The sequence below is a fragment of the Chitinophaga rupis genome (genome assembly GCF_900109685.1).
Taxonomy (GTDB): Bacteria; Bacteroidota; Bacteroidia; order Chitinophagales; family Chitinophagaceae; genus Chitinophaga; species Chitinophaga rupis.
In genome coordinates, this window is the sequence record NZ_FOBB01000013.1 from 82,060 (window position 1) to 107,196 (window position 25,137).

The window sequence follows — 25,137 nt, forward strand, 5'->3', positions numbered from 1 at the left end:
GCTTGAAATTATTTGAAAAATATTACCACCGGGATAGCAGCAAAACCAATAGGGATCAGGATGCCAAACAACCATACCCCTATGAAATTAATTAAGCCGTTGTATTTAACATGGTTTAAACCAAAGGTCTGGAAGGCGCTCTTGAAGCCGTGTATCAGGTGAAAGGACAAACCGATCATGCCGATCACATACAAGGCTACCAGCCAGCCTTCCTTAAAGGCAAACTGTACTGTGGAATACAGGTCCTTTACCGGTTCGCCGGTGGCTTCGTAATTAATGGTGGGTACATTGCCGAAGTGGAATTTCCACCAGAAATCGGCCAGGTGAATAATGATGAAAATGAGCAGGATGCTGCCCATAATAGCCATCTGGCGGCTAAACCAGGAAGAGGTTTGGTTACCCGGGTTAATTGCATACTTCACCGGGCGGGCCTTACGGTTACTGAAAGTAAGCTGCAGGGCAATAATGGCATGCAGCAGGATCACGATCTTTAAGCCCCAGGCAATAAACTGGATCAGGCTGTTGTGCCCCATGAAAGCGGCATAGCTGTTAAAAGCCTTGCCCCCGTCGTTGTACAGCAGCTGGACGTTACCGGCCAGGTGCACCAACACGAAGCTGCAAAGGAAAAAACCGGTAGCGCCTACTAATAATTTCTTGCCAATAGAGGTATCGAAGAATTGTGACCACTTCATATAAAATACTGAGCTTCCTTATAAGTAATATGATAAAATTCCTAAATGTCGGGCAAATTTAACGCAGGAAAAGTTAAAAGCAAATGATATTTCTCAGTTTTAGGTAATTAAGTAAGTCCATGGTCCACAGTCCATGGTCCATAGAAGTTTCCCATATATCAGCTTTGCGGGTATTAATAGCTTTCCTGTACAATAATAGCTTTCCTGTACAATGCCATGGACCATGGACTATCGACCATGGACTTTCCGCCTACTCCAGCCGCCGCATCATGGCATTATCGATGAGATTATAGAGGTGCTGGGGCTGGAAGGTTCTCCATTTATCGTTCTCGAACAGGTGTACATAGTAGTCCAGGCGGGCTTTCTCAAAGTCGTGCCGGGTTTGTGCGGGCATGTTCAGGCTCACGATCCAGCCGCCCTCGTCCTTAATATCATCCCACCATTCCTCATAATAACAATCGTCTGAGGAATGAAAGTTCATGACATTTTCTGTTATGAGGATAAATTTGTTAATGCCTTCGGCTATCATAACATCTATGATCTCCCTTTTGAGGGTCATAATATCATTTTCAATGGCATCATTCCATTCTCCCAACAATTCTATAATGGCAAAGTTGAACTGGTAATCTGCAAATAATACTTTCAGATACAATGTGCGGGAGCCAAAATCGTCCCACTGTGGATGTACGTAGTAGTTATATACGGTATTGGTAAATTCAAATTCGCTGTACTCCCTGCCATAGAAAGGCGATAGCTCATCTTCCTCCGCTGCGTACAAATGCCGCCAGTTATAATATGGTTCTATATCGTGCATGGGCTCTCAATCTACTCTCCTAAAGTTACGCCATCTTACTATATTCTTCCACCGCCTTTCTGACACTGCCGGCCTTTAACAGCAGGTCTTTAGCGGTCTCATACTCAGTGAGCTGCAGCTTTTCCATCAGCATTTTCACGCCTCTGTCCACCAGCTTATCATTGCTCAGCTGCATGTTCACCATTTTATTATCCTCTACCCTTCCCAGCTGGATCATTACTGCGGTAGAGATCATATTTAATACCAATTTTTGCGCGGTGCCGCTTTTCATGCGGGTGCTGCCGGTTACAAACTCGGGGCCTACCACCACTTCTATAGGATAATCGGCGGCGGCGGATAATGGCGCGCCGGCATTACAGCATATGCTGCCGGTTACAACACCCTCCTGCCGGCACTTTTGCAGGGCGCCAATTACATAGGGTGTGGTGCCGCTGGCGGCAATACCTATTACCACATCTTTTTCTGTGACGTTAAATTCCTGCAGGTCTTTCCAGCCCTGCTCCCGGTCATCTTCTGCAAATTCCACCGCCTTGCGGATGGCGGCGTCCCCTCCGGCAATAATGCCTATTACCAAACCATGCGGTACGCCAAAAGTGGGCGGGCATTCCGATGCATCCACAATGCCTAAACGGCCGCTGGTACCGGCGCCCATATAAAACAGGCGGCCACCGGCCAGCATTTTATCTGCGATGGCTGCTATCAGCTTTTCTATCTGCGGAATTACTTTTGCTACCGCCTGAGGTACCGTTTGGTCTTCTTTATTAATATTGGTCAGGATCTCCGCTACGGTCATCTTTTCCAGGTGGCGATAGTGGGAAGCTTGCTCCGTTACTCTTACAAAGGACATTTCTATTTTAGATTGTAGATTTCAGATTTACGATTTATGCTGCTTACGGCTTACTTTTTATGCCTGCTTCCTCATGGTATTTTATTAAACCATCCATAGGATTGCGTAATACAGATCCCAGCTGCAGCTCATACAGCTCGCACAGGGCCTGCAGCACATCCCGGAAATGCCAGGCTATGCTACCGGTAAAATGCAGCGGATGCGTCCAGCTTTCGCTATACTTATAAATATGGTTAAAGAAAAAATCGTTCAGGCCATCTTCCAGTATGTTCTCTACAATAAAATGCCCGCGGTTCTCGCCCAGGAACACGGAAAAGCCGGCCAGGTAGCGGTTAGCCATGGGTTTACGGTACACATTTTCCAGGATCTCGTCTTTATTGGTATGGTACTTTGCATCAAAGCGCATTTGCAGCTCCTCGTCAAAAGAGTTATAACAATAATACTGCAGCAGCTTCCGGCCCAGGTAAGCGCCACTCCCCTCATCACCCAGTATATAGCCCAGGCCAGGGTTATTATGTGCAATACGTTCACCGTCGTAATAACAGCTATTGGAACCGGTACCCAGTATGCTGGCTATGCCGGGACTGTGCTGGCATAGCGCATGCGCGGCAGCCATCAGATCATGTGATACTGCGATATTAGCATGAGGCCATACGGCGCCCAGGGCTTCCTGCATGATCTGTATACTTCTGGGCTGCGAACAGCCGGTACCGTAGTAAAAGATCTCTTCGACCTCTACCCCCGGTGGCATTTGCGGCTTCAGCTCCTTTTCCAGCACCTCACGCACCTGCTGGGTGTTCAGGAAAAAAGGGCTGATGCCCTGTGTTTGATAACGGAAATGATCCCTTGGAGTTAACAGGCTCCAGTCTGCCTTGGTAGAACCACTATCCGCTATCAGCTTAACCTTTACAGGCATATCCGTTGATTTATGAAATTAATGTAGCAGAATATAATTATGCTATTTTTGTCACAATTTAAACAAATCGGCCAATTTATAATTTTAGATTTACGATTTCAGATTTTAGATTTGATAATGCGTTCTCCGCTCCAGGCAAATCTAAAATAGTAAATCCAGGATGGTAAATTGATTGGGGCTCAATACAGGAATTATGTCAAACAATAGAAAGCTGAATGTTTTTTTACCCCTCTTATTTGCAATTGTGCTGGCGCTGGGAATGTACCTGGGTTATAAAATGCCCGGAGCGCAAAGTGGAAGCACCGTACTTTTTAGCCGGGGCGGCCGCAGCGCTTTACAGGAAACCATGGACCTTATTAAAGTAAAATACGTGGATACCTTAAAGGTAGACGACCTGCAGCAGGAAGCTATAGATGGTTTATTAACCCACCTGGATCCACACTCCATATACATACCACCTACCAACCTGGCCGAAGTGAATGAAGACCTGGAAGGTAATTTTGAAGGTATTGGCGTGGAGTTTAACATTACGGATGATACTGTGAATGTAGTGGCAGTGCTGGCCGGCGGCCCTTCTGAAGCAGCCGGGGTATTGACAGGCGATAAGATCCTTAAGGTGAATGACAGCCTGCTGGTAACCGGAAACGGCATTACATCCGACAAGATCCGCAAGCTGCTGCGGGGGCCTAAAGGATCTGAAGTAAAAGTAACCATGCTGCGCCGTAACAAACAGATGGACATCCGGATCAAACGCGGTGTAATTCCCCTGTACAGCGTGGATGCCAGCTACCTTATTACACCCAAGATAGGTTACATTAAGATCAGCAAATTTGCGGCTACCACTTACCAGGAGTTTATGGATGCCCTGCGCAAGCTGCAAAGACAGGGTATGGAAAAGCTGGTGATAGACCTGCGCCAGAACCCTGGCGGCTTCCTGGATGCTGCTACCCGCATTGCCGATGAGGTGCTGGATGGTAATAAGCTGATCCTTTATACAAAAGGTAAAAGCTACCCGCGTACGGATTACAAATGTGAAAAACCCGGATTGTTTGAAAAAGGCGCCCTGGCAGTGCTTACGGATGAAGGCTCAGCCTCCGCCAGCGAAATACTGGCCGGCGCCATACAGGACTGGGACCGCGGGCTGATAATAGGCCGCCGTACTTTTGGCAAGGGCCTGGTGCAGGAACAGTTTGACCTGAGCAACGGAGGTGCGTTAAGGTTAACAGTGGCGCGTTATTACATTCCCTCCGGCAGAAGCATTCAAAAATCTTACAGCAACGGCCGCGAAGCTTATGATGAGGATATTATGAACCGTTATACGCATGGAGAGCTGTTAAACAAGGATAGTATTAAACAGGCAGATACCATCCCGTATAAAACGGCCAAAGGCCGCTTGGTATATGGCGGCGGCGGTATTACCCCGGATATATTTATACCTTTTGATACTTCCCGCTTTTCTGCAGTATTAACGGATATGTACACACGTAATACCTTCAGCAACTTTGCCTACAAGTATTACAATACCCACCAGGATGTGCTGAACCGTTATAAAGATGCATCCGGATTTACCCGGCAGTTTACGGTAACGCCGGAGCTGTATAATGATTTCCTGAGCTATGCCCGTAAAGACAGCATTCATACAGAGCGGGTAACGGCTAAAGATGAAACGGAGATCCGCGACCGTATTAAAACCATGCTGGCAAGGCAGCTATACCGTACCGAAGGTTTTTATGAAGTGATCAATGCCGGCGATCCGCTGGTAAAACGCGCGGTAACGGAATTAGAGAAAGCAAAAGAATAGATTAACATTTATAAATAAAAAGGGTGAAAGGCAAGTACTGCTTTTCACCCTTTTTTATTTATACCATCTGCTAAAAAAACAAAGGCCATTCCATCCGGAACGGCCTTTAATAACTTCTTGTAAGAAAGCTACAATAGCTTTCAACACAATTAGTGATGTGCAGCGCTATCAGCAGCGGGAGCAGCAGTTGTGTCAGTCATAGTTGAATCAGGAGTAGCTACTGAAGAATCAACGGGAGCAGCAGACAGGGTGTCAACAGCTGTAGTTGTAGAATCAGTAGTTTCTGAAGATGCACCGCTGTTACAAGCTACGAAGGTCATACCTGCAGCGATGGCGAACACGAATAATTTTTTCATACTCTGTAAGTGATTAGTTTTAAGATCACGCAAATTTATATAAATAAATTTGAATATAAAATATGTATTTTTATAATGTGTTGTACTTGTGGACTTTTTCCCCAATAATTACTTCTTCCTGAAAAATATTCTTAAAGGAACCCCTTGAAAATCAAAATTTGAGCGTATCTGGTTCTCCAGATAGTTCCTGTAAGGCGGTTTCACATCATCCGGCAAATTGCAGAAAAAGGCAAAAGCGGGGGTATATGTGGGCAGCTGCGTTACATATTTAATACGTATAGGCGTGCCCCTTACTACCGGTGGGTGGTAAGATTCAATGGCCTTTAACATAACATCATTCAGCTTGGAGGTAGGTATTTTTTGCCTGCGGTTCTCATATACCTTCAGGGCCTCTTCTATCGCTTTGAAAATGCGTTGTTTTTCCGGTACAGAGGTAAAAATGATGGGCACATCTGAGAACGGCGCCAGTCTTTTCTTTAGCTCCGCCTCATAATCACGGGCGGTATTGGTTTCCTTTTCTATAAGGTCCCACTTATTTACCAGCACCACCATGCCCTTGGCTTTTTTAACAGCCAGGCTAAAAATGGCGAGGTCCTGTGCAGTAATGCCTTTGGTGGCATCCAGCATCAGCAGGCACACATCTGCTTCGTCCATGGCCTTAATAGCACGGATCACTGAATAAAATTCCAGGTCCTCATGTACTTTGTTCTTGCGGCGTACCCCGGCGGTATCTATCAGCACAAAATCTTTCTGGAATAATTTGTAGTGGGTATGAATAGTATCGCGCGTAGTGCCGGGAATATCGGATACAATGTTGCGCTCCTCTCCTACCAATGCATTCAGCAAAGATGATTTACCTACGTTCGGCTGCCCGATGATGGCTATTTTAGGCAGATCGTCATCTTTAGGCTCTGCCTGCAGCTCTTCAGGGATCAGGGTGGCTACTTCATCCAACAGCTCACCGGTACCACTACCGGTAATGGAGGAAAGGAAGTAGATCTTTTCAAAGCCCATGCTATAAAATTCGGTAGCTTCCAGCAGGCGCTCCCCGTTATCTACTTTATTAATAACAAGGAATACCGGTTTGGAAGAGCGGCGTAACATATCTGCTACTTCCGCATCCAGGTCGGTAATGCCGGTGGTAACATCGCACATGAACAGCAGCACGTTGGCTTCTTCCATGGCTATTTTCACCTGCTTGCGGATCTCCCGCTCAAAAATATCTTCACTATTGGCCACAAAACCACCGGTATCTATTACGTTGAACGTTTTACCGTTCCAGTCGGCAATACCATACTGACGGTCGCGGGTAACACCGCTTATATCATCTACGATGGCTTTGCGCTGCTCCAGCAAACGGTTAAACAGGGTAGATTTACCCACATTTGGACGACCGACGATGGCGACTGTAAATCCTGACATATACTTTTAATTACGAATTTTTTAATTACGAATTACGAATTATGATTGCGTTGACCCAATTCGTAATTCGTAATTAAATAATTGAACATTGATTAATATCCGTATTCCCTTAAGAACGTTTCGTTATCCCGCCACTTGCTTCTGACTTTTACGAACAGTTCCAGGAAAACTTTTTGTCCTATGAATTTTTCGATATCCTGACGGGCCAGGGTACCTATCTGGCGGATTGATTTTCCTTTCTCTCCCAGGATGATGGCTTTCTGCGTTTCGCGTGTTACCACTATCTCTGCGGTGATCTTTACCAGCGTTTGCTTTTCCTGGTACTGGGTTACAACGACGGTTGTATGGTAGGGAATTTCTTCCTGAAATAACTGGAAGATCTTTTCACGGATCATCTCGCCAACAAAAAAGCGTGTAGACTTATCCGTTAAAGTATCGTCCGGGTAAAAAGGCTCGCTTTCCGGCAGCAGGGCCACGATCTGGTTCAGCAGCTCGGGGATGCCTTTTTTCTGTACGGCAGAGATGGTCACCACTTTTGCTTTGCCCCAGGCTTCGCACTGGGCCTGTACGGCAGCCAGCGGCTCCTTTTCGAGCACATCCATTTTATTCAGCACCAGGATGCAGGATGCTTTCTGCTTCAGGGAATCAAACAGCTCCAGGTTCTCTGCCACATTATCTTTCACATCCATGATCAGCAAAGCTACGTCTGCATCTTCCAGGGCGGATTTTACCGCGCCCATCATTTTCTCATGTAATTTGTACTTTGGATCAATGATGCCGGGGGTATCTGAAAAAACGATCTGGTATTCCGGTGCCGTAACAATGCCGGTAATGCGGTGGCGGGTGGTTTGTACTTTCGGGGATATAATAGCCAGCTTTTCACCTATGAGGGCGTTAAGCAGGGTGCTTTTACCTGCGTTGGGCTTACCGAAAATATTTACAAATCCTGCTTTGTGCATTGCTGTAATTTTTTCCGTTAAGGGGTTTTATAAGGCCTTAACGAAATAAAATAAAAAAAGCCGAATTACTCCGGCTTTTTTAAATGTTTTTGTAGTGATGAGAGGATGTTGAACTACCGGCCACCGACCTACGGATGTCTTATTTCTCTCTTAAACAAAAAATCCCGACCTCTGCCGGGACTTCTCTTTTGTAGCGAGGAGAGGATTCGAACCTCTGACCTTCGGGTTATGAGCCCGACGAGCTACCTCTGCTCTACCTCGCAATGTGGGTGCAAAGGTAAGGGGATGATTTATTACTGCCAAATCTTTTTCAAAAAAAGTTTGAAGCGATTTGCTTTTATTTTCGTTTTACTGGAATTGTTTGGCGACCATCATATACTTTATTAAATTAATAACTTACAAGCGTACTTTACAAGCTATGGCCAAACAATCTTCCTTATCCCTAAGCGTCCCAAATCCGTGCCAACAGGCGTGGAATGAAATGACACCTAGTAACGAAGGCCACTTTTGCAGTCATTGCAACAAAACAGTGATCGACTTCACGCAGCTTACAGATGAACAGGTTGCTGCTGTTTTTAAAAATACCAGCGGCAAGATCTGCGGGCGTTTTACTGCTTCGCAACTGGATCGTGACCTGAATGCACCGCGGCCAGCACACCACAATCCTTTTATTCCGGCTGCTGTAATGACGGCTGCGCTTGTTACTGCAGCTGTTAACAGTGATGCGCAGGCGGGCAAGGTTGTTATGCAGGTCACACAAACACCGGCGCCCGCCGTAGCCACACAGCCTGTTGCGGAAAAAGATACTGTTCCAGCAAGCGATATAATACATACAGTTAGCGGGAAAATTACAGACAGTACCGGCGCTCCGCTACCCTGGGCAACTATTATGATCAAGAATAGCCAGTCTGGTGTTGTTCCGGATGCAAACGGACAGTTCAGTCTCAGCATTCCTGAAAATCTTGCCGGTACAGCCAATATAATGGTATTCAGCTGTGTAGGTTATATGTCACAGGAGATGCCATTAACTGGTACAAGGGAACAGTTTGCCAATCTGAAAGTGGTTATGTATGAATATCCAATGCTTATGGGAGATATGGTGGTTGCAGGTGGCGCTGTTGTTCGCAAACGAAACCTGTGGCAAAGAGTGAAGTACTTTTTCCAGAGATTGATCTGATATTTATCTACTTATTTTTTTTAGATAGCTTCCCTTCCGGAGATTCCGTAATGCGAGCTTTGATTGCTTTTGCAAAAATTTAGGCTGGAGCCTTAATTAGGTATAAATTAAGGCTCCAGCCTAAATTAAAGATGCTTGCGTTTATTGCCAACTTAAACAAGATCAGCTCTGGAAAGAGCCGGATCGTTTAATCCATTAACAATATTGGCCCTTTAATAATTTAACCAATAATGGCCTGTCCCTTTCGTTCCTCCCGCTTTTGCCGCCCTATTCCCCGCAAACGGCCTATTCCCTTTCATTGAATGAATATCAATTCAATGCGGGAGTTTGTTTCGCAACATAAAATAAGACCGGCCCTTGACAAGGCGGGTCGTCTATTAATCGTTTACAACTCAAAATGCTGACCGGCTAACCCCTTAACCGGTCAGTTACAATATACCAACCCTGAAAAAGGCAGGCGTTTTCCTATGAACTACAATCAAACACTTTAATTACATCATGCCCTGCCGGCTTTCCCGGCAGCTATAGTAAATACGTTAATAGCTTAAAGTGAACCAGCCTTTGAAAAAGCCGGTCTGTTCCTTTCATGTAAAACATAATCCTCAAAATAAACCCAAGGTCATGCGCCGGCTAAACCAGCAGCATGCCCCTAAACAATCACCAACCCTGGAAAAGGCCGGCCAATCATAACCATATGATATGAAAACCAAACTTCCAGGCTGACGCTTATACCGCAGCTGCAATATTCTAATAGTATAAGGTAATACCGGCCCTGGACAAGGCCGGCCGGTTAAATGAACAAACCATTGAACAAAAAATTCCCCACTACCGGTTATCCCGGCAGCAGTATATAACAAGCTAATAATAGTCTGGTAATGCCAACCCTGGAAAGAGCCGGCCCATTATGCTATGAATTACATAACACCTCTAAAACGGTAAATCGTCTGCCGGTTGTTCCTGCAGGGCATCATCTTCTAAAATGCCTGCGGTGGCAGCTTTGGAGTGATCATCATGACGGCGGCCATTTAACAGCTGCACATTGTGCACACGCAGCCTTAGCTGGCCAATAGCTTCACCAGCGTTGTTCTTATAAGCATCTGCTACCGGTGTACCTTCTACATACACTTGGGTGCCCTGCGTTAAATAAGGGGCCATGTTCACACGGTCCCAGAGGGCACAATCTACCCAGGTAGTTCTTTCCTGGGGCACACCTTGCTGACTTTTGAAACGCTCTGTATGAGCTACGCTGAAGCTTAATACGGTTTTTCCTGCGGCTTCTCTCTGTACGGCATCTTTGCCGAGATAGCCAATGATCTGCAGTTTAATCATCAGTTAAAATTTAAATGGTCGGTTAACGATACGGTTAACTGGTTAAAAAATAGGGTGAAATAAAAATCGAGAGAGAGATGCGGGATGGAAATTAGTATAAAATAATTAACCGGAAAAATATTTTCTTTTTTTTAATAACGCAGATATAACTTTGTGCTGTTATAATTCAACTAAAGGGGTGCCTTACTGTCAGGCTGAGATCACACCCATTGAACCTATGACCAGGTAATGCTGGTTAGGAAAAACATAGCAATGAAACAATCCTTACTGCTTTTGTGGCTGCTTGTCAGCACTACTGTGCTATATGCACAGAAAACTATTTCCGGCGCCGTTACTGATAAAACCAAGGGCCAGCCATTAACGGGCGTTTCCATTATTATACAGGGCAACAATAACAATGGCGTGCTTACGGATGCCCACGGCCGGTACCAGCTGAAAGTGCCGTCCAAAGGCAGCTACCGACTGCAGGCCAGCTACCTGGGTTACCGCACTTATATTACTACGCTGCAAGGCAGCGATGCGGTGAGCGAGCTGAATATACCCCTGGAAGAGACCGGGCTATTTGTGCAGCCAGTGGAGATCAGCAGCCTACGCGCCGGTAAGAACGCGCCTTTTACTACCTCCAGCTTAAATGCAGAAGATATTAAAAAGCAAAACCTGGGACAGGACCTGCCCCTGCTACTGAACCAATTGCCCGGGGTTGTTACCAATTCCGACGCAGGTAACGGTATTGGCTATACGGGATTACGGGTGCGCGGTTCTGATATTACCCGCATTAACGTTACCGTAAACGGTATTCCTATTAACGATGCAGAATCATCCGGGACCTTTTTTGTGGATATGCCCGACTTTGCCTCTTCAGTAAACAGCATACAGCTGCAACGGGGTGTAGGCACTTCCACCAACGGGGCCGGGGCTTTTGGCGCATCCCTGAACCTGAGCACCAATGAATTCCGGGATAAGGCCTATGGAGAGATCAACAACAGCTATGGCTCATTTAACAGCTGGAAACATACGGTTAAAGCCGGTTCCGGTTTGATCAATGATCACTTTACGATTGATGCCCGCCTGTCTAAGATCAGCTCTGATGGCTATATAGACCGGGCCAGCTCTGACCTGCATTCTTTTTATACCTCTGCTGCTTATATTTCTAAAAAGACGGCCATTCGTCTGAACGTATTTTCCGGTAAGGAAAAAACCTACCAGGCCTGGAACGGGGTACCGGAAGCGCTGCTGCATACAGACCGTACCTACAATTCTGCCGGCACGGAGAAACCCGGTGCACCTTATGATAATGAAACGGATAACTACCAGCAGGATCACTACCAGCTGTTCCTGAACCAGGAAATAAATTCAAGGCTGAACTTTAACGTAGCCCTGCATTATACCAAAGGCAAAGGCTATTATGAGCAATACAAAGCACAGCAGCTGTTTGCTGATTACGGGCTTAGCTCACCGGTGATAAACGGACTGCCTGTAGATACTACAGACCTCATTCGCCAGCTATGGCTGGACAATGATTTTTACGGTACTGTTTTCTCTGTGAACGGCACCGGCCAAAAACTGAACTGGAGCTTAGGCGGCGGCTGGAACCGCTATGAGGGCGGGCATTACGGCAAGATCATCTGGGCACAGTATGATATTGATAAAGACCATAAATACTACGACCTGGATGCCGTTAAAACCGACTTTAATATTTACTGGAAGGGTGAATTTAAATTAACGGAAGCCGTGCGCCTGTTTGCCGATCTGCAATACCGCACGGTACGTTTTAACATAGATGGGTTTGAGGATAACCCTACATTGATACAACACAATACCTATAACTTCTTTAATCCTAAAGCGGGCATCTATTATTACCTGAACACCAGCAGCCAATTGTATGCTTCTTATTCCATCGGTAATAAAGAGCCCAACCGCGATGATTTTGAAGCCGGGCTTACACAAACGCCTAAACATGAGAACCTGCAGAACGTAGAAGCAGGTTATGTGTTCCGAAATAACCGTGTGAATGTACAGGCCAATGCCTATTACATGTATTATAAGAACCAGCTGGTGCAAACCGGTAAGCTGAATGATGTAGGCGCTTATACACGTACCAATATTCCTAAAAGCTACCGCGTTGGCATAGAGCTGCAGGGCAGTGTAAAGCTCAATGAAGTATTTACATTTGGCGCTAATGCCGCTTTTAGCCAGAATAAGATAAAGAATTATACCGCCTTTGTTGATAATTATGATAGCGGCGTGCAGGATACTGTGCATTACGGTAATTCAAACATCTCCTTCTCTCCCAGCGTGGTAGCGGGTTACACGCTTACTGCCAGGCCGGTAAAAGGCCTGGATATAGATGTAATAGGCAAATATGTGAGCCGCCAATACCTGGATAATACCGGCAGCAAAGAGCGCAGCCTGAACGGATATTATACCAATGATGTGCGCCTGCGCTACAGCATTCCACAACCGCTGTTCAAAGAGCTGGGATTACAGGTGGCAGTCAATAATATTTTCAACAGGAAATATGAGCCTAACGGCGCCAGCTATACGTGGATTGAAGGTGGGAAACTGGTATCGGACAACTATTATTATCCAATGGCGGGAACGAATTATATGGTGGGATTAACGGTGGCGTTTTAAGCAATTACGAATTGAATATCCTATAATAAAAAATGTCCTGCAACTTTTATTGCAGGACATTTTTTATTATAAATTAATTAACCCGCTACCAGCTGATTAACCGCGGCATCTACTTTGCTAAACGGAAATTCTTTTAGTACTTCGTCCATCAAGGCTTTTACCTGCTCTGTACATAAGTTGCCAATGCTGCCGGCATGCGTATGATGTACTTCCTTAGCCGGTACAAAGGTTCCTTTTTCAATATCCATTCCTACCTGCTTGTATGCTTCACGGAAAGGTACACCTTCCAGCACCAGCTTATTCACTACTTCTACGCTAAACAGGTAGCGGTACTTTTCATCATCCAGGATGTTTTCCTTTACCTGCATGTTGCTCAGCATTAAACCGGTCATCTGCAGACAGTTGCGCAGGGTTTGAAATGCAGGGAACAGATTCTCCTTCAACAGCTGCAGATCGCGGTGGTAGCCGGACGGCAGGTTGGTGGTCATCATAGCTATTTCATTGGGCAGGGCCTGCAGCTTGTTGCCATAAGAACGGATCAGCTCCCAAACATCCGGATTCTTTTTATGCGGCATAATGCTGGAACCTGTGGTCAGCTCATCCGGGAAGCTAATGAAGCCAAAATTCTGGTTCATAAACAAACAGGCATCCATGGCCATTTTAGCCAGGGTAGCGCCTAAGCCGGCCAGCGCAAAGGCTACGATCTTCTCTGTTTTACCACGGCCCATTTGGGCGTATACTACGTTATAGTTAAGCGTTTCAAAACCTAACAGGGAGGTAGTTAATTCACGGTCCAGGGGGAACGAAGAACCATAACCGGCGGCAGAGCCCAGCGGATTTTTATTTACCACTTTATAAGCGCCCTGCAATACGGTAAGGTCATCTACCAGGCTTTCTGCATAAGCGCCTAACCATAAACCGAAAGAAGATGGCATGGCTATTTGCAGGTGGGTATAACCTGGCAGTAAATGCGCTTTATACTGTTCACTTTTCTGCTGCAGCAGATCAAACAACACTTTTACATCCTGCACCAGGGTTTGCAGCTCATGGCGCAGAAAAAGTTTCAGATCCACCAGCACCTGGTCGTTGCGGGAACGGCCGCTATGGATCTTTTTGCCAACTTCGCCCAAACGGCGGGTAAGCAGCAGCTCCACCTGGGAGTGAATATCTTCCACGCCATCTTCCAGCGCAAAATTACCGGCCTGGATCTCTTTGTAGATGTTCTTTAGCTCCTGCTGCAACACGGCTAATTCTTCTGCTGTTAACAGCCCTATCTTTTGCAGCATAGTGATGTGCGCCAGGGAGCCCAGCACATCAAAAGGCGCCAGGTAAGTATCCATTTCACGGTCCCTGCCCACAGTGAATTGCTCTACTGCAGCGAGGGACGCTTTATCTTTTTGCCATAGTTTCATAAGCTACGATTGATGGGCGTTAAAAGTTATATTTCGCAAATACCCGCTCTTTGATCTCCGGCCATTCTTCTTTCAATATGCTAAAGTAAACGGTGTTACGCAGGCGGCCGCCGGTTACTATCATATGATGGCGGAAAATGCCTTCCTGTTTGGCTCCGATGCTTGCAATAGCATTGCGGGACTGTGTGTTCAGCTCATCTGTTTTCAGCTCTACCCTGTTCAGATCCATCACTTCAAATGCATGCTGCAGCATAGCAAACTTCATGGCTTTGTTTAAACCGCTGCCATGCAGGGCTGTATCTATCCAGGTAGCGCCTATCTCTGCCCGCTTATGGGCGGCCGCTATATTCATAAAGCGGGTGCTGCCGGCTGCTCTTCCTTCTTTTTTATCTATGATCACAAAAGGCATATCCGTTTTATTGTTCCTGGCAGCCAGCGCATCCTGTATATAATTTACCAGGTCGGCCTTCTGCTGCAGGGTCACAATACCTACTTTCCATAAAGCAGGCTGTAATGCTACGGGCAGCAGTGTTTCCGCATCTTCTAACTGCAGGGGGCGTAATAATACCCGTTTATTTTCCAGTACCGGATAAAAGTCCATCTTATAAAATTTCTGACAGCAATTTAATATAGGTGTCAATGCCCTGGCTGATCTCCTCCAGGTAGATAAATTCATCGGCCGTATGTGAGCGGGCTGAATCGCCGGGGCCTATTTTAATAGAGGTGGCAGGGATCAGCGCCTGGTCTGAGGTGGTAGGTGAACCGTACCAGGTTTTGCCCATGCGCATGCCTGCCTGCACAATAGGATGATCCAGCGCAATGCCCGAAGGCCGCATACGCATGGAGCGCGGCGCTACTGTACAGGAAACATTTTGTGTTATGGTAGCCAGCACCTCTTCCAGTGTATACTTATCCGTTACCCGCACGTCTACTACAAAAGAACAATCTGCCGGCACTACGTTATGCGCTTTATTGGAGGTATTGATCACGGTAACCGTCATCTTTACCGGGCCCAGTGTTTCCGATACTTCGGGGAACTGGTATTCACGGAACCAGTTAATATCCTGTATGGCTTTATAAATAGCGTTTTCGCCTTCATTACGCGCGGCGTGGCCTGCTTTACCATGGCTGGTACAATCCAGCACCATCAGGCCTTTTTCTGCAATGGCCAGCTGCGTTTGTGTAGGCTCCCCTACTATGGCTAATGTTATAGGCGGCAGCTGCGATAAAATGCTTTCTATGCCATTGGTACCGCTCACCTCTTCTTCTGCAGTAGGCGCTATTACCAGGTTATAACGCAGGTCAGGCTGATCATAATAATGCAGGAAGGTGGCAATAAGGCTTACCAGGCAGCCGCCTGCATCATTGCTACCCAGGCCATATAGTTTGCCATCCACCACATCCGGGCTAAAGGGATCGCGGGTATATTGCGGGTTGGGTTTTACGGTATCATGGTGGGAGTTAAGCAGCACCGTGGGTTTGGACGGATCAAAGTACTTATTCTGCGCCCATATGTTATTGAGGTGCTGGTTATACGCAACACCTTTTTCTGCCAGCATAGCACCAATAAGCTGCGCGGTGCCTTGTTCTTCCCGGCTAAAGGAAGGGGTAGCAATTAATTGTTTTAAGAGTTTTACGGCATCCTCGTATAACTGTAGGTTCCACATAAGTTAGCATATTAAAGTACCTGCTACCGTACCGGTAGTGTTGCTCCGTACATCTGCCGCATGGCCTATCAGCACTTCCTTTACTCCGCTTTCAATGGCGGAGAAAGCATTTTCCAGCTTGGGCAGTATACCGTCTGTGAGCACCTTTTGTTCCAGCAGCTCCGCATAAATGCTGCGGTTGATCAGGTTTATAACCGCGTTATCGTCCTGCGCATCACGCAATACGCCTTTCTTTTCAAAGCAGTAGATGAGGCGTACCTCATAGTGGGCAGATAAGGCTATGGCCAGCGAAGAGGCAATGGTATCTGCATTGGTGTTCAGCATCTGCCCATGTGTATCGTGGGTTAAGGGGGCAAACACCGGCGTTAACCCCGCATCCAGCATAGCTTTCAGCGGACCAACGTTCAGGTTTGCAGTATTGATATCTCCCACAAAACCATAGTCGATTTCCTTTACCGGACGCTTTACAGCCGGTATTACATTTGCATCAGCCCCCGTCATACCAATGGCATTACAACCAACCGCCTGCAGTTTGGCCACCAGCTGTTTGTTCACCAAACCGCCATATACCATAGTCACTACATCAATAGTGGCAGCATCGGTAATGCGGCGGCCATTCACGTAGTTTGATTCGATCCCCAGCTGGTCACCGATGCGGGTAGCTATCTTCCCACCACCATGGATCAGGATCTTAGGCCCTTTGATGGCTGCAAAATCTTCCAGGAAGGATTGCAGCAGCGCCGGGTTATCAATCACATTGCCACCTACTTTAATGACGAAAAGCATATGCGGATCAGCGTTGTTGTTGTTTTAATATTTCACTTAATACTGCCTGGGCTGCCCATACACGGTTACCGGCTTCCGGTATTACAATGGACTGCGGCCCATCCAGCACTTCATCTGCAATTACCACATTCCTTCTTACAGGCAGGCAGTGCATTACCTTAGCTTCGTTGGTATGCTGCAGCTTCTGATTGCTCATCATCCAGCTGCTATCTGTGCTGATAATGTTACCGTAATCACTATACGAAGACCAGTTCTTTACATATACAAAGTCTGCACCTTCCAGGGCTTTATCCTGGTTGTATTCTATGGGTGCATTACCGGTGAATTTTTTATCCAGCTCATATCCTTTGGGATGCGTGATCACAAAGTCCGCTTCGCCCCAGGCATTTATCCATTGGGCAAAAGAGTTAGGCACGGCCTGCGGCAATGCTTTTACATGCGGCGCCCAGGTCATTACCACCTTGGGTTTACGTGGCTGCTGCCAGCGCTCCTTAATGGTAATTACATCTGTTAAGCTCTGCAAAGGGTGCAGGGTAGCGCTTTCCAGGCTTACCACCGGCACCCCAGCGTATTTAATGAACTGGTTAATATATTTTTCTGTGTAGTCTTCTTCTTTATTCTTCAGGCCGGGAAAGGTACGGATGGACAGTATATCAAAATACTGGCCCATTACAGCAGCGGCTTCCTTCACGTGCTCTGTGGTGCTGCCGCTCATAATAGCGCCATCGTTCATTTCCAGCGCCCAGCCTTCTTTATCAATATTAAACACTACTACTTCCATACCCAGGTTCCTGGCGGCTACCTGTGTGCTTAAGCGTGTTCGCAAACTGGGGTTCAGGAATATCATGCCCAGCGTTTTGTTAACGCCTAATGTTTTGTCCCTGAACGGGTCCTGCTTGTAACCCAGTGCTGTCTCCACTAAGCGCGGGACACCTGGTACATCATCTACGGAAATAAATTGCTTCATTGCTGCAATTAAGGTGTGTTTTAAATATGAAAAATGAAGTAATTAATATTTTAACAGCTCATCCCTGAAAGCGGTCAGGAACTGGTCTGCATGCGCCTGTGTTAAAGCCAGTGAAGGCAGCAGCCTTATTACATTCGGCTTTGCTTCGCCGGTAAAGATCTTATGTTTAAATAACAAGTCTTTTCTTACCTGGTTCAGCTCTTCCGGCAATTCAATACCGATCATCAGGCCCCGGCCCCTTACTTCTTTTACGTGCGGCAGCTGTTTCAGCTGTTCCATGAGGTAGCTGCCTACCTTGGCTGCGTTTGCGATCAGCTGCTCCTGCTCCATTACTTCCAGCACTGCCAGCGCTGCAGCGCAAGCCAGGTGATTACCACCAAAGGTAGTACCCAGCATGCCATAAGCCGGCTGAATGTGCGGGGCAATGATGATGCCGCCTACCGGAAAACCGTTGCCCATACCTTTTGCCATGGTGTAGATGTCGGCATTGATGCCGGCATAATCATGGGAAAAGAACTTACCGCTCCGGCCATAACCGCATTGTACGGAATCGGCAATGAATACGGCATTGTTTGCATCGCATAGGCTCCTGATCTTCTGCAGGAAGCTTTCGCTGGCTACATTAATACCACCTACACCCTGGATGCCTTCAATAATTACGGAAGACACTTCATATTGCTTAAAAGCCGCTTCCAGGGCTTTTTCATCCTGCCAGGGCAGGAACACCACGTTATCGGTTTCATTTACCGGCGCTACAATTTTCGGATTGTCGGTAGCGGCGACTGCCAGGGAGGTACGGCCATGAAAAGATTTTTTGAAGGCAATGATCTTCTTTTTACCGTTGTAGAAAGAAGCGAGCTTTAATGCATTTTCATTGGCTTCTGCACCGGAGTTACACAGGAAGAGCTGATAGTCTTCCTTACCGGATACTTTACCCAGCTTTTCTGCCAGTTGCTGTTGTAACGGGATCCTGATAGAATTGGAATAGAAGCCTACTTTCTGTAGCTGATCGGTGAGGCGTTTTACGTAATGCGGATGGGTATGGCCAATGGAAATCACTGCGTGACCGCCGTATAAGTCCAGGTATTGTGTGCCTTTATCGTCCCATACATTAGAGCCTGCACCTTTTTCAATAGTAATATCGTTGATCGGATAAACGTCAAATAATTTCATGATATGTTTGTTGGCGTGATGAGCGCATCACGCATTTGAAAGAGAAATTTGTTACAGTGCATGGGTCCTGGGTTCGAGTCCCAGCGGGATCACGCTTAAAATACGATCGATTTCAGCTTTAACCCGGCTGTTTCTTCCAGCCCGCATATCAGGTTCATATTCTGCACCGCTTGTCCGGAGGCGCCTTTCAGCAGATTGTCCTCTATGGAGTGGATCACCAGCTTGGTGCCGATCTTTTCTAACTGGATCAGGCATTTATTGGTGTTCACTACCTGCTTCAGGTCTATCTGCTTATCACTGACATGCGTAAACGGATGCGGAGCATAATATGTTTTATACAACTGAAGCGCCGCTTCCAGGGTCAGGTCACTTTCCAGGTAGGAAGTAACCCAGATGCCCCTTGGATAATCGCCCCGTACCGGTACAAAATTAATATTACCGGTAAAGGCAGGCTGCAACAGTTGTAAGCTTCGTCGTATCTCTTTCAGGTGCTGATGAGTAAGCACTTTATAAGTGGAGACATTATTAGCGCGCCACGTAAAATGCGTGGTGCTTTGCAGGCTTTGGCCGGCGCCGGTAGAACCGGTGATGCCGGTAGTATGTACTTCCTGCAGTAAACCCGCCTGTGCTAAAGGCAACAGCCCCAGCTGGATGGCGGTGGCAAAACAACCGGGATTGGCAATGTTCTGCGCTGCTTTTATTTTATCCCTTTGCATTTCCGGCAGGCCGTATACGAACTCCCGGCCCGGCAGGCTTTCGCCTAAACGGAAATCCTGGCTCAGGTCTATTACCTTAACGGAAGGTGCAATGGTATTTGCTTCCAAAAATTTCTTTGACTCGCCGTGTCCCAGGCAAAGGAACAATACATCTATATCATTACTAAGGTCTGCGGCAAAGGTAAGTTCTGTTTCTCCCAGCAGATCACCATGTACGGCATATAAAGGATTACCGGCATTACTACGGCTATGTACAAACGTAATTTCCACGTCAGGATGGTTGAGTAAGATCCTGATCATTTCCCCACCGGTGTAACCGGCGCCGCCTACTATGCCTGTCTTTATTTTAGTACTTGCCATTGTAATCTTTTTTAGCATAAAGCGGAAAGCATAAAGCAAAAAGCTTCCTACCTTATGAATTTATATCCGACTTCACATTATCACTACGCAGCGCTTTAATAAAAGCAATCAACATAGCTTTAACCTCATTTACCTGTTTATTGATCTCGTTATAAATATCATCTTTTATATATCCTAAATCAAAGCTTAACAGTGCACAATATTCTGTTTCATGTGCTGATCCCAATGCCTGATCTAAAAAACGTGCAAAGTCTCTTTCTGTTAATCTTCCACACCCTTCTACAATATTTAATGGTATACTATAAGCAGCACGTTTGATCTGACTGGATAAAGCGTATGTTTCTTCTTTAGGAAAACATACTACTACTTTTGTATATATCATTTGCGTTAACAAATGAGCTTTTTTCCAGATTTCAAGCTTCTTATAGTCTCTCATATTTTTGGGGTGTTGGTTTGCTTGCTTTATGCTTTTGGCTTTAAGCTTTCGGCTCCGTATTCACCTGGTGCCAGATCATGGTCTGGTTACCGAATATCTTGCTGAAGCCGCGTACGTCTTCGCCGGTCCAGCCGCTGTTCATTTCGCCGTACTTGCCAAACTTGCTGCTCATCAGATCGTACGGTGATTCAATGCCTGTTACCTGGAAACGGTAAGGCAGCAAGGTTACAAAAACCTGGCCGGTTACCTGCTGCTGGGAGCTTTCCAGGTAAGCTTCTATATCGCGCATTACAGGATCGAGGATCTGGCCTTCATGCAACCAGTTGCCGTAAAACTGCGCCAGCTGGTCTTTCCAGCTCAGCTGCCATTTAGTGAGCACATGCTTCTCCAGCGCGTGGTGCGCTTTCAGGATCACCATGGGTGCAGCGGCTTCAAAACCCACACGGCCTTTAATACCAATAATGGTATCGCCTACATGTATATCGCGGCCAATAGCAAATGGGCCGGCTATGGATTGTAAATATTGTATGGCTTCTGTGGGATGACCGAACGTTTTATCGTTCACACCCACCAGCTCTCCTTTTTCAAATTTGAGGGATACCTGCTCGGGATCGTGCTTGGTGAGCTGGGTGGGGAACGCTTCTTCCGGTAGCATGCCGTTAGAGGTGAGCGTTTCCTTACCGCCTACAGAAGTACCCCAGATACCTTTATTAATAGAGTACATGGCTTTTTCAAAGTTCATCTGTACTCCTTTGGATTTCAGGTAGTCTATTTCCTGCTCCCGGCTCAGCTTCAGATCACGTATCGGCGTGATGATCTCTACACCCGGGATCATAATATGGAAGATCATATCAAACCGCACCTGGTCGTTACCGGCGCCGGTGCTGCCGTGTGCTACGGCAGTAGCGCCTGTTTCCTTTACGTACTCCGCAATGGCCAGAGCCTGGCTCATACGCTCAGCACTTACGCTTAAAGGGTAGGTATTGTTCTTCAGCACATTGCCAAACACCAGGTATTTGATCACCTTATCATAATAAGAACGTACGGCATTTACTGTTTTATGGCTCTTTACACCCAGGCTGTAAGCGCGTTTTTCTATTTCCTGCAACTCCGCATCGGTAAAACCGCCGGTGTTCACGATCACAGAATACACTTCATAACCCTTCTCTTCTGTCAGGTATTTTACACAGTAGGAAGTATCGAGGCCTCCGCTAAATCCCAGTACTACTTTTTTACTCATTATTATGGTTCTGATGGTTAGGTGGTAAAATTGCTAAATTATAGTTGAAACAGCACCATTAAAACAGGTTGAACAGAAAGAATTTCTTTTTGATGTTACTGGCTGTGCCGGTGTTGCCACCTTTCAGCAGCACATATCTTTTATACCGCAGCCAGCGCTCAAACAGGCGGAAGTTCTCTTTGAAAGCCCGTTGCTTCTTTGGATGCAGCATATCAATATTGCCATCGGCGGCTACCATCATTTGCGGCTGCACGCTTACGGTCTTATGTTCAGCGGCGGCTCTGTCGCGCATGGCTTTCTCTTCGGCTTCCTTCAGCTTCTGCGCAGGATCGTAGAGCATACCGGTGCACAGACAGTTCTTACGTTCTTTGGCCGTGAGAATGTCGAAGTTCACACAGCTGCGGCAGCCTTTCCAGAACTCTTCATCATCTGTAAGCTCAGAATAAGTAACGGGCTCGTAGCCTAATTCTGAGTTGATCTTCATTACAGCCAGGCCGGTGGTAAGACCAAATATTTTGGCATCCGGGTATTTTTCCCTGGATAATTCAAAGATGCGATGCTTAATTGATTTAGCTACTCCATGGCCGCGGAAGGCCGGGTTGACGATCAGGCCGGAGTTGGCAACAAACTTCCCATGGCTCCAGGCTTCAATGTAACAAAAGCCTACCCAGTCGCCCTTTGCCGTTAATGCAATCACAGCCTTTCCTTCGTCCATCTTCAACTCCACGTATTCCGGTGAGCGTTTGGCAATACCGGTACCACGCGCTTTGGCGGAGGATTCCATCTCGTCGGTGATGGTTTTAGCATAAATTTTATCGTCGGGAGTGGCTACCCTAACGATGATATCTGTATTTTCCAACTTTCGTAAATTGAAAAAAGTGAACCAATAGTATTAAATGAGCTGCCTTATGTGGTCAGGAAAAATAGAAATCACAAATGATGGGGGTGATCATTGTGCGATAGCATGCCAATATGTAAGACGAATGCTATCAAATGCGAGGTCGTCGGGAGAGATATTTAAAGACATTACACCCAATAGAGTACATGCCTTCCATCAGAGAAGGATGATACGCAGAGATGTTGGTATGGGTCGCAAAGTTTTCCAACTTCAGTTCAGCATTAAATTGTGAAACAAGTGTCTTTAATTAATTCTCCGCAAAATTATAACATATTCTATTATTATCCGACAATTTTTTTTGCCGTGACAATACTTTAACATAATTGAAAAACGGACTGCCTTTCAGGATAACTCCCAAGACAATCCGTTTATAATGAATTATTTATTTTCTTACTTTGTTAACACTTCCAGTTCGGCTACGCTGGCATCGTGGTCCGTTTCAAAAGCAGGTTCCAGGGCTACCAGCTTAATATAGCGGGCGGTAACAGCCTGCGGGAAGCGGATGGTTTGCTGAACAGGGTTGTTGCGGATGTTATCGAAACTGCCGGTACTTACCGGCTGGCCCCACTCCTTCCCATCATTACTTACATAAAAAGCATATTTATAAATAATACCGCTGAAAGTGGTGTGCGCATCCCGGTGCGGCAGGTAGCTGAACCCTTTGAGGCTCAGGCTTTCTCCCAGGTCAATGGCCAGCTCGTAAGGATAATGGCCAAAGGCGCCTTTACCGGAGGTCCAGTAAGTGTCCGGGTTGGCATCTATGGCGTTGGCTGCAGTTCCTGCCTTACCATCTGCTGCCAGCACTTTCCATTTGGACTGGGCCATATTAAAGCTGGCACTGATGGTGGAGCTGGCTGTTTTGCCTTTGTGAATGAAGGCCTTAGCTTTTACCACGCCGCCCTCAACCAACGCAAACGGCTGGCTGTAGCGCGGGGAAGTAAAGGTCGGCTCACTGCCATCCAGCGTGTAATGCAACTCCGGATCGGGGGAAGCGCAGGTGATGGATAGCAAACCTTCTTTATCGCGTTTGATCTCAGGATCGGCCAGCAGGTCGGGAGCATTATATAATTGTACTTCACTGATGACCGGGCAGGCTTTAGCATCCTTTATATTGATGCGTACCTGGGTAGTGGTAGTAGTGGGCACCCGCAGCAGGCGTTTATGCCCGATGGTGGTTTCATTGGCTACCTCTTTGTAAGCGCCATCCTCCAATACCTCTACGGTAAAGGCTTTTACGCGCTGGCCCAGGGCAATGTATTCCTGCAATACCGCCCGGTTAAAGGTAACCGGTTTGGTAAAGGTGAGCGTAATGCCGGCATTCTGCACCCCATCAGGCGTAGCCCAGTAGGTTTTGTTGTTACCGTCTACCAGGTAACTGGCCTTAACGGCGGTATTGTTCTTACGTATATCGGTTACTGTTACCTTGGCGCTGCGGGCCAGGTTATTTTTGAACGTGGTTTCCAGCAGGCGTCTGAACTCCATGAGGCGGGTGGAGTCGTTGGCATTGATAAGCCCGCGGCGATCTACTGGTACATTCAGCAGCAGGTTACCGTTACGGCCTACGGATGCGTTGTAGATGTCCAGCAGCTTGGCTACGCTTTTTACCTTGTCGTTGGTAGCGTCACTATAAAACCATCCCGGGCGGATGGATACGTCACATTCCGTGGGCACCCATTTTTCGCCATCTTCATCTCCTTTATTAAGGGTGGCCTGTGAGGGCGCTTTTTTACCGGGCTCATAACCGGTTACATTCAGGGTGCTCCAGTTGGTAGTGCCGGCATAGCCATCCTCATTACCTACCCAGCGGCAGCCGGGACCCACATCACTGAAAATTACAGCATTGGGCTGTTCACGGTATACTACGCTGTGAAACAGCTGCCAGTTATATTCCTGTTTTTTTCCGTTAGGGCCTTCCCCGTTGGCGCCATCAAACCACTGCTCAAACACAGGGCCGTAGCTGGATAATACTTCATTCAGCGTTTTGGCAAAGATCTGGTTATACTCCGGGGTGCCATAAGCCGGGTGGTTACGGTCCCAGGGCGACAGATAAACACCGAACTTCAGGCCATACTGTTTACAGGCGGCGGAGAGCTCTTTCAACACATCGCCCTTGCCATTTTTCCAGGCGCTTTCCCGTACGGTATGGGTGCTGAATTTACTGGGCCACAGGCAAAAACCGTCGTGATGTTTAGCGGTGATGATGATCCCTTTCATGCCGGCCAGCTTGGCGGTACGCGCCCATTGGCGGGCATCCAGCTGGGTAGGGTTAAAGATGCGGGGGTCTTCATCGCCATGCCCCCATTCCCGGTCGGTAAAGGTGTTGGGGCCAAAGTGAATGAACATATAATACTCCATATCCTGCCAGTTCTCCTGGGCTTTGGTAGGGAGGGCGCCGTAAGGTTTGATGGTGGACTGGGCTACTGCTGCGTTGTAGCATAATAGTGCGCCTGCCAGGAATGTTGCTGCTTTTTTCATCATACACTATCTGTCGTAGTAAGTAGTAAATGTAATATACGATAAACGTATGCGGATGGC

22 protein-coding genes and 1 tRNA gene are annotated in these 25,137 nt (G+C 46.9%); 3 read left to right on the forward strand and 20 right to left on the reverse strand.

Going from position 1 to position 25,137, the window contains the following annotated elements; genetic code table 11:
- Window positions 1-8: 8 nt before the first annotated feature.
- From BMZ54_RS31240 to BMZ54_RS31255, 4 genes are all read right to left on the reverse strand, one after another.
- The gene (locus tag BMZ54_RS31240; RefSeq protein ID WP_089921024.1) at window positions 9-692 is read right to left on the reverse strand and encodes a succinate dehydrogenase cytochrome b subunit; all 684 of its coding nucleotides are present in this window, start codon (window positions 690-692) and stop codon (window positions 9-11) included.
- 250 nt (window positions 693-942) lie between these two features.
- Entirely contained in the window at window positions 943-1,506 is a 564-nt protein-coding gene (locus BMZ54_RS31245; protein WP_089921025.1) for a hypothetical protein, read from the reverse strand.
- 25 nt (window positions 1,507-1,531) lie between these two features.
- Window positions 1,532-2,353 carry an N-acetylmuramic acid 6-phosphate etherase gene (murQ, locus tag BMZ54_RS31250; protein ID WP_089921027.1) on the reverse strand — a complete coding sequence of 274 codons (822 nt, stop codon included), beginning with the start codon at window positions 2,351-2,353 and terminating at the stop codon, window positions 1,532-1,534.
- 43 nt (window positions 2,354-2,396) lie between these two features.
- Complete coding sequence (locus BMZ54_RS31255; protein ID WP_089921028.1) at window positions 2,397-3,269, reverse strand: N-acetylglucosamine kinase; 873 nt, start codon at window positions 3,267-3,269, stop codon at window positions 2,397-2,399.
- A 193-nt stretch (window positions 3,270-3,462) separates the two neighbouring features.
- Here BMZ54_RS31255 and BMZ54_RS31260 point away from each other — a divergent pair, with 193 nt between their 5' ends.
- Window positions 3,463-5,070 carry a S41 family peptidase gene (locus tag BMZ54_RS31260; RefSeq protein ID WP_238386745.1) on the forward strand — a complete coding sequence of 536 codons (1,608 nt, stop codon included), beginning with the start codon at window positions 3,463-3,465 and terminating at the stop codon, window positions 5,068-5,070.
- A gap of 149 nt (window positions 5,071-5,219) precedes the next feature.
- Here the strand turns inward: BMZ54_RS31260 and BMZ54_RS31265 are convergent, their stop codons facing one another.
- The 4 genes from BMZ54_RS31265 to BMZ54_RS31280 all read right to left on the reverse strand — a co-directional run bounded on the left by BMZ54_RS31265 (window position 5,220) and on the right by BMZ54_RS31280 (window position 8,070).
- Window positions 5,220-5,426, reverse strand: a complete 207-nt coding sequence (locus BMZ54_RS31265; protein WP_089921030.1) for a hypothetical protein — start codon at window positions 5,424-5,426, stop codon at window positions 5,220-5,222.
- Window positions 5,427-5,534: 108 nt separating this feature from the next.
- On the reverse strand, window positions 5,535-6,848 hold the full coding sequence (gene der / locus BMZ54_RS31270; RefSeq protein WP_089921031.1) for a ribosome biogenesis GTPase Der: 1,314 nt from the start codon (window positions 6,846-6,848) through the stop codon (window positions 5,535-5,537).
- A 92-nt stretch (window positions 6,849-6,940) separates the two neighbouring features.
- Window positions 6,941-7,807 (reverse strand): GTPase Era, encoded by an 867-nt coding sequence (gene era / locus BMZ54_RS31275; protein ID WP_089921033.1) that lies wholly within the window; start codon window positions 7,805-7,807, stop codon window positions 6,941-6,943.
- A gap of 191 nt (window positions 7,808-7,998) precedes the next feature.
- Window positions 7,999-8,070 (reverse strand) — tRNA-Met (locus BMZ54_RS31280).
- 218 nt (window positions 8,071-8,288) lie between these two features.
- On the opposite strand from BMZ54_RS31280, the gene BMZ54_RS31285 reads away from it, so the two are divergent.
- Window positions 8,289-8,984: a carboxypeptidase-like regulatory domain-containing protein gene (locus BMZ54_RS31285; protein ID WP_162277724.1), complete on the forward strand. Its 696-nt coding sequence runs from the start codon at window positions 8,289-8,291 to the stop codon at window positions 8,982-8,984.
- A 927-nt stretch (window positions 8,985-9,911) separates the two neighbouring features.
- Here BMZ54_RS31285 and BMZ54_RS31290 read toward each other — a convergent pair.
- Window positions 9,912-10,313, reverse strand: a complete 402-nt coding sequence (locus tag BMZ54_RS31290; protein WP_089921036.1) for a single-stranded DNA-binding protein — start codon at window positions 10,311-10,313, stop codon at window positions 9,912-9,914.
- A 252-nt stretch (window positions 10,314-10,565) separates the two neighbouring features.
- On the opposite strand from BMZ54_RS31290, the gene BMZ54_RS31295 reads away from it, so the two are divergent.
- Complete coding sequence (locus BMZ54_RS31295) at window positions 10,566-12,947, forward strand: TonB-dependent receptor (protein WP_089921038.1); 2,382 nt, start codon at window positions 10,566-10,568, stop codon at window positions 12,945-12,947.
- Between the two features lie 77 nt (window positions 12,948-13,024).
- On the opposite strand, the gene argH is transcribed toward BMZ54_RS31295, so the two are convergent.
- The 11 genes from argH to BMZ54_RS31355 all read right to left on the reverse strand — a co-directional run bounded on the left by argH (window position 13,025) and on the right by BMZ54_RS31355 (window position 25,080).
- Window positions 13,025-14,359 (reverse strand): argininosuccinate lyase, encoded by a 1,335-nt coding sequence (gene argH, locus BMZ54_RS31300; RefSeq protein ID WP_089921039.1) that lies wholly within the window; start codon window positions 14,357-14,359, stop codon window positions 13,025-13,027.
- Between the two features lie 19 nt (window positions 14,360-14,378).
- A complete protein-coding gene (locus tag BMZ54_RS31305) occupies window positions 14,379-14,960 on the reverse strand; it encodes a GNAT family N-acetyltransferase (RefSeq protein WP_162277725.1) in 582 nt (193 codons plus the stop codon).
- Between the two features lies 1 nt (window position 14,961).
- Window positions 14,962-16,026: a M20 family metallo-hydrolase gene (locus BMZ54_RS31310; protein ID WP_089921042.1), complete on the reverse strand. Its 1,065-nt coding sequence runs from the start codon at window positions 16,024-16,026 to the stop codon at window positions 14,962-14,964.
- Window positions 16,027-16,029: 3 nt separating this feature from the next.
- The gene (argB, locus tag BMZ54_RS31315; RefSeq protein ID WP_089921044.1) at window positions 16,030-16,812 is read right to left on the reverse strand and encodes an acetylglutamate kinase; all 783 of its coding nucleotides are present in this window, start codon (window positions 16,810-16,812) and stop codon (window positions 16,030-16,032) included.
- 7 nt (window positions 16,813-16,819) lie between these two features.
- Window positions 16,820-17,779, reverse strand: coding sequence for a Rossmann-fold NAD(P)-binding domain-containing protein (locus tag BMZ54_RS31320; protein ID WP_089921046.1), 960 nt, complete (start codon window positions 17,777-17,779; stop codon window positions 16,820-16,822).
- 42 nt (window positions 17,780-17,821) lie between these two features.
- Window positions 17,822-18,952: an aspartate aminotransferase family protein gene (locus tag BMZ54_RS31325; RefSeq protein WP_089921047.1), complete on the reverse strand. Its 1,131-nt coding sequence runs from the start codon at window positions 18,950-18,952 to the stop codon at window positions 17,822-17,824.
- Window positions 18,953-19,047: 95 nt separating this feature from the next.
- The gene (gene argC / locus BMZ54_RS31330) at window positions 19,048-20,028 is read right to left on the reverse strand and encodes an N-acetyl-gamma-glutamyl-phosphate reductase (protein WP_089921049.1); all 981 of its coding nucleotides are present in this window, start codon (window positions 20,026-20,028) and stop codon (window positions 19,048-19,050) included.
- 52 nt (window positions 20,029-20,080) lie between these two features.
- Window positions 20,081-20,464 carry a four helix bundle protein gene (locus tag BMZ54_RS31335; protein ID WP_089921050.1) on the reverse strand — a complete coding sequence of 128 codons (384 nt, stop codon included), beginning with the start codon at window positions 20,462-20,464 and terminating at the stop codon, window positions 20,081-20,083.
- 40 nt (window positions 20,465-20,504) lie between these two features.
- On the reverse strand, window positions 20,505-21,704 hold the full coding sequence (gene argG / locus BMZ54_RS31340) for an argininosuccinate synthase (RefSeq protein WP_089921052.1): 1,200 nt from the start codon (window positions 21,702-21,704) through the stop codon (window positions 20,505-20,507).
- Between the two features lie 58 nt (window positions 21,705-21,762).
- Window positions 21,763-22,563, reverse strand: a complete 801-nt coding sequence (locus tag BMZ54_RS31345) for a GNAT family N-acetyltransferase (protein ID WP_238386746.1) — start codon at window positions 22,561-22,563, stop codon at window positions 21,763-21,765.
- 429 nt (window positions 22,564-22,992) lie between these two features.
- Entirely contained in the window at window positions 22,993-25,080 is a 2,088-nt protein-coding gene (locus BMZ54_RS31355) for an alpha-L-fucosidase (RefSeq protein WP_089921055.1), read from the reverse strand.
- Window positions 25,081-25,137 lie beyond the last annotated feature (57 nt).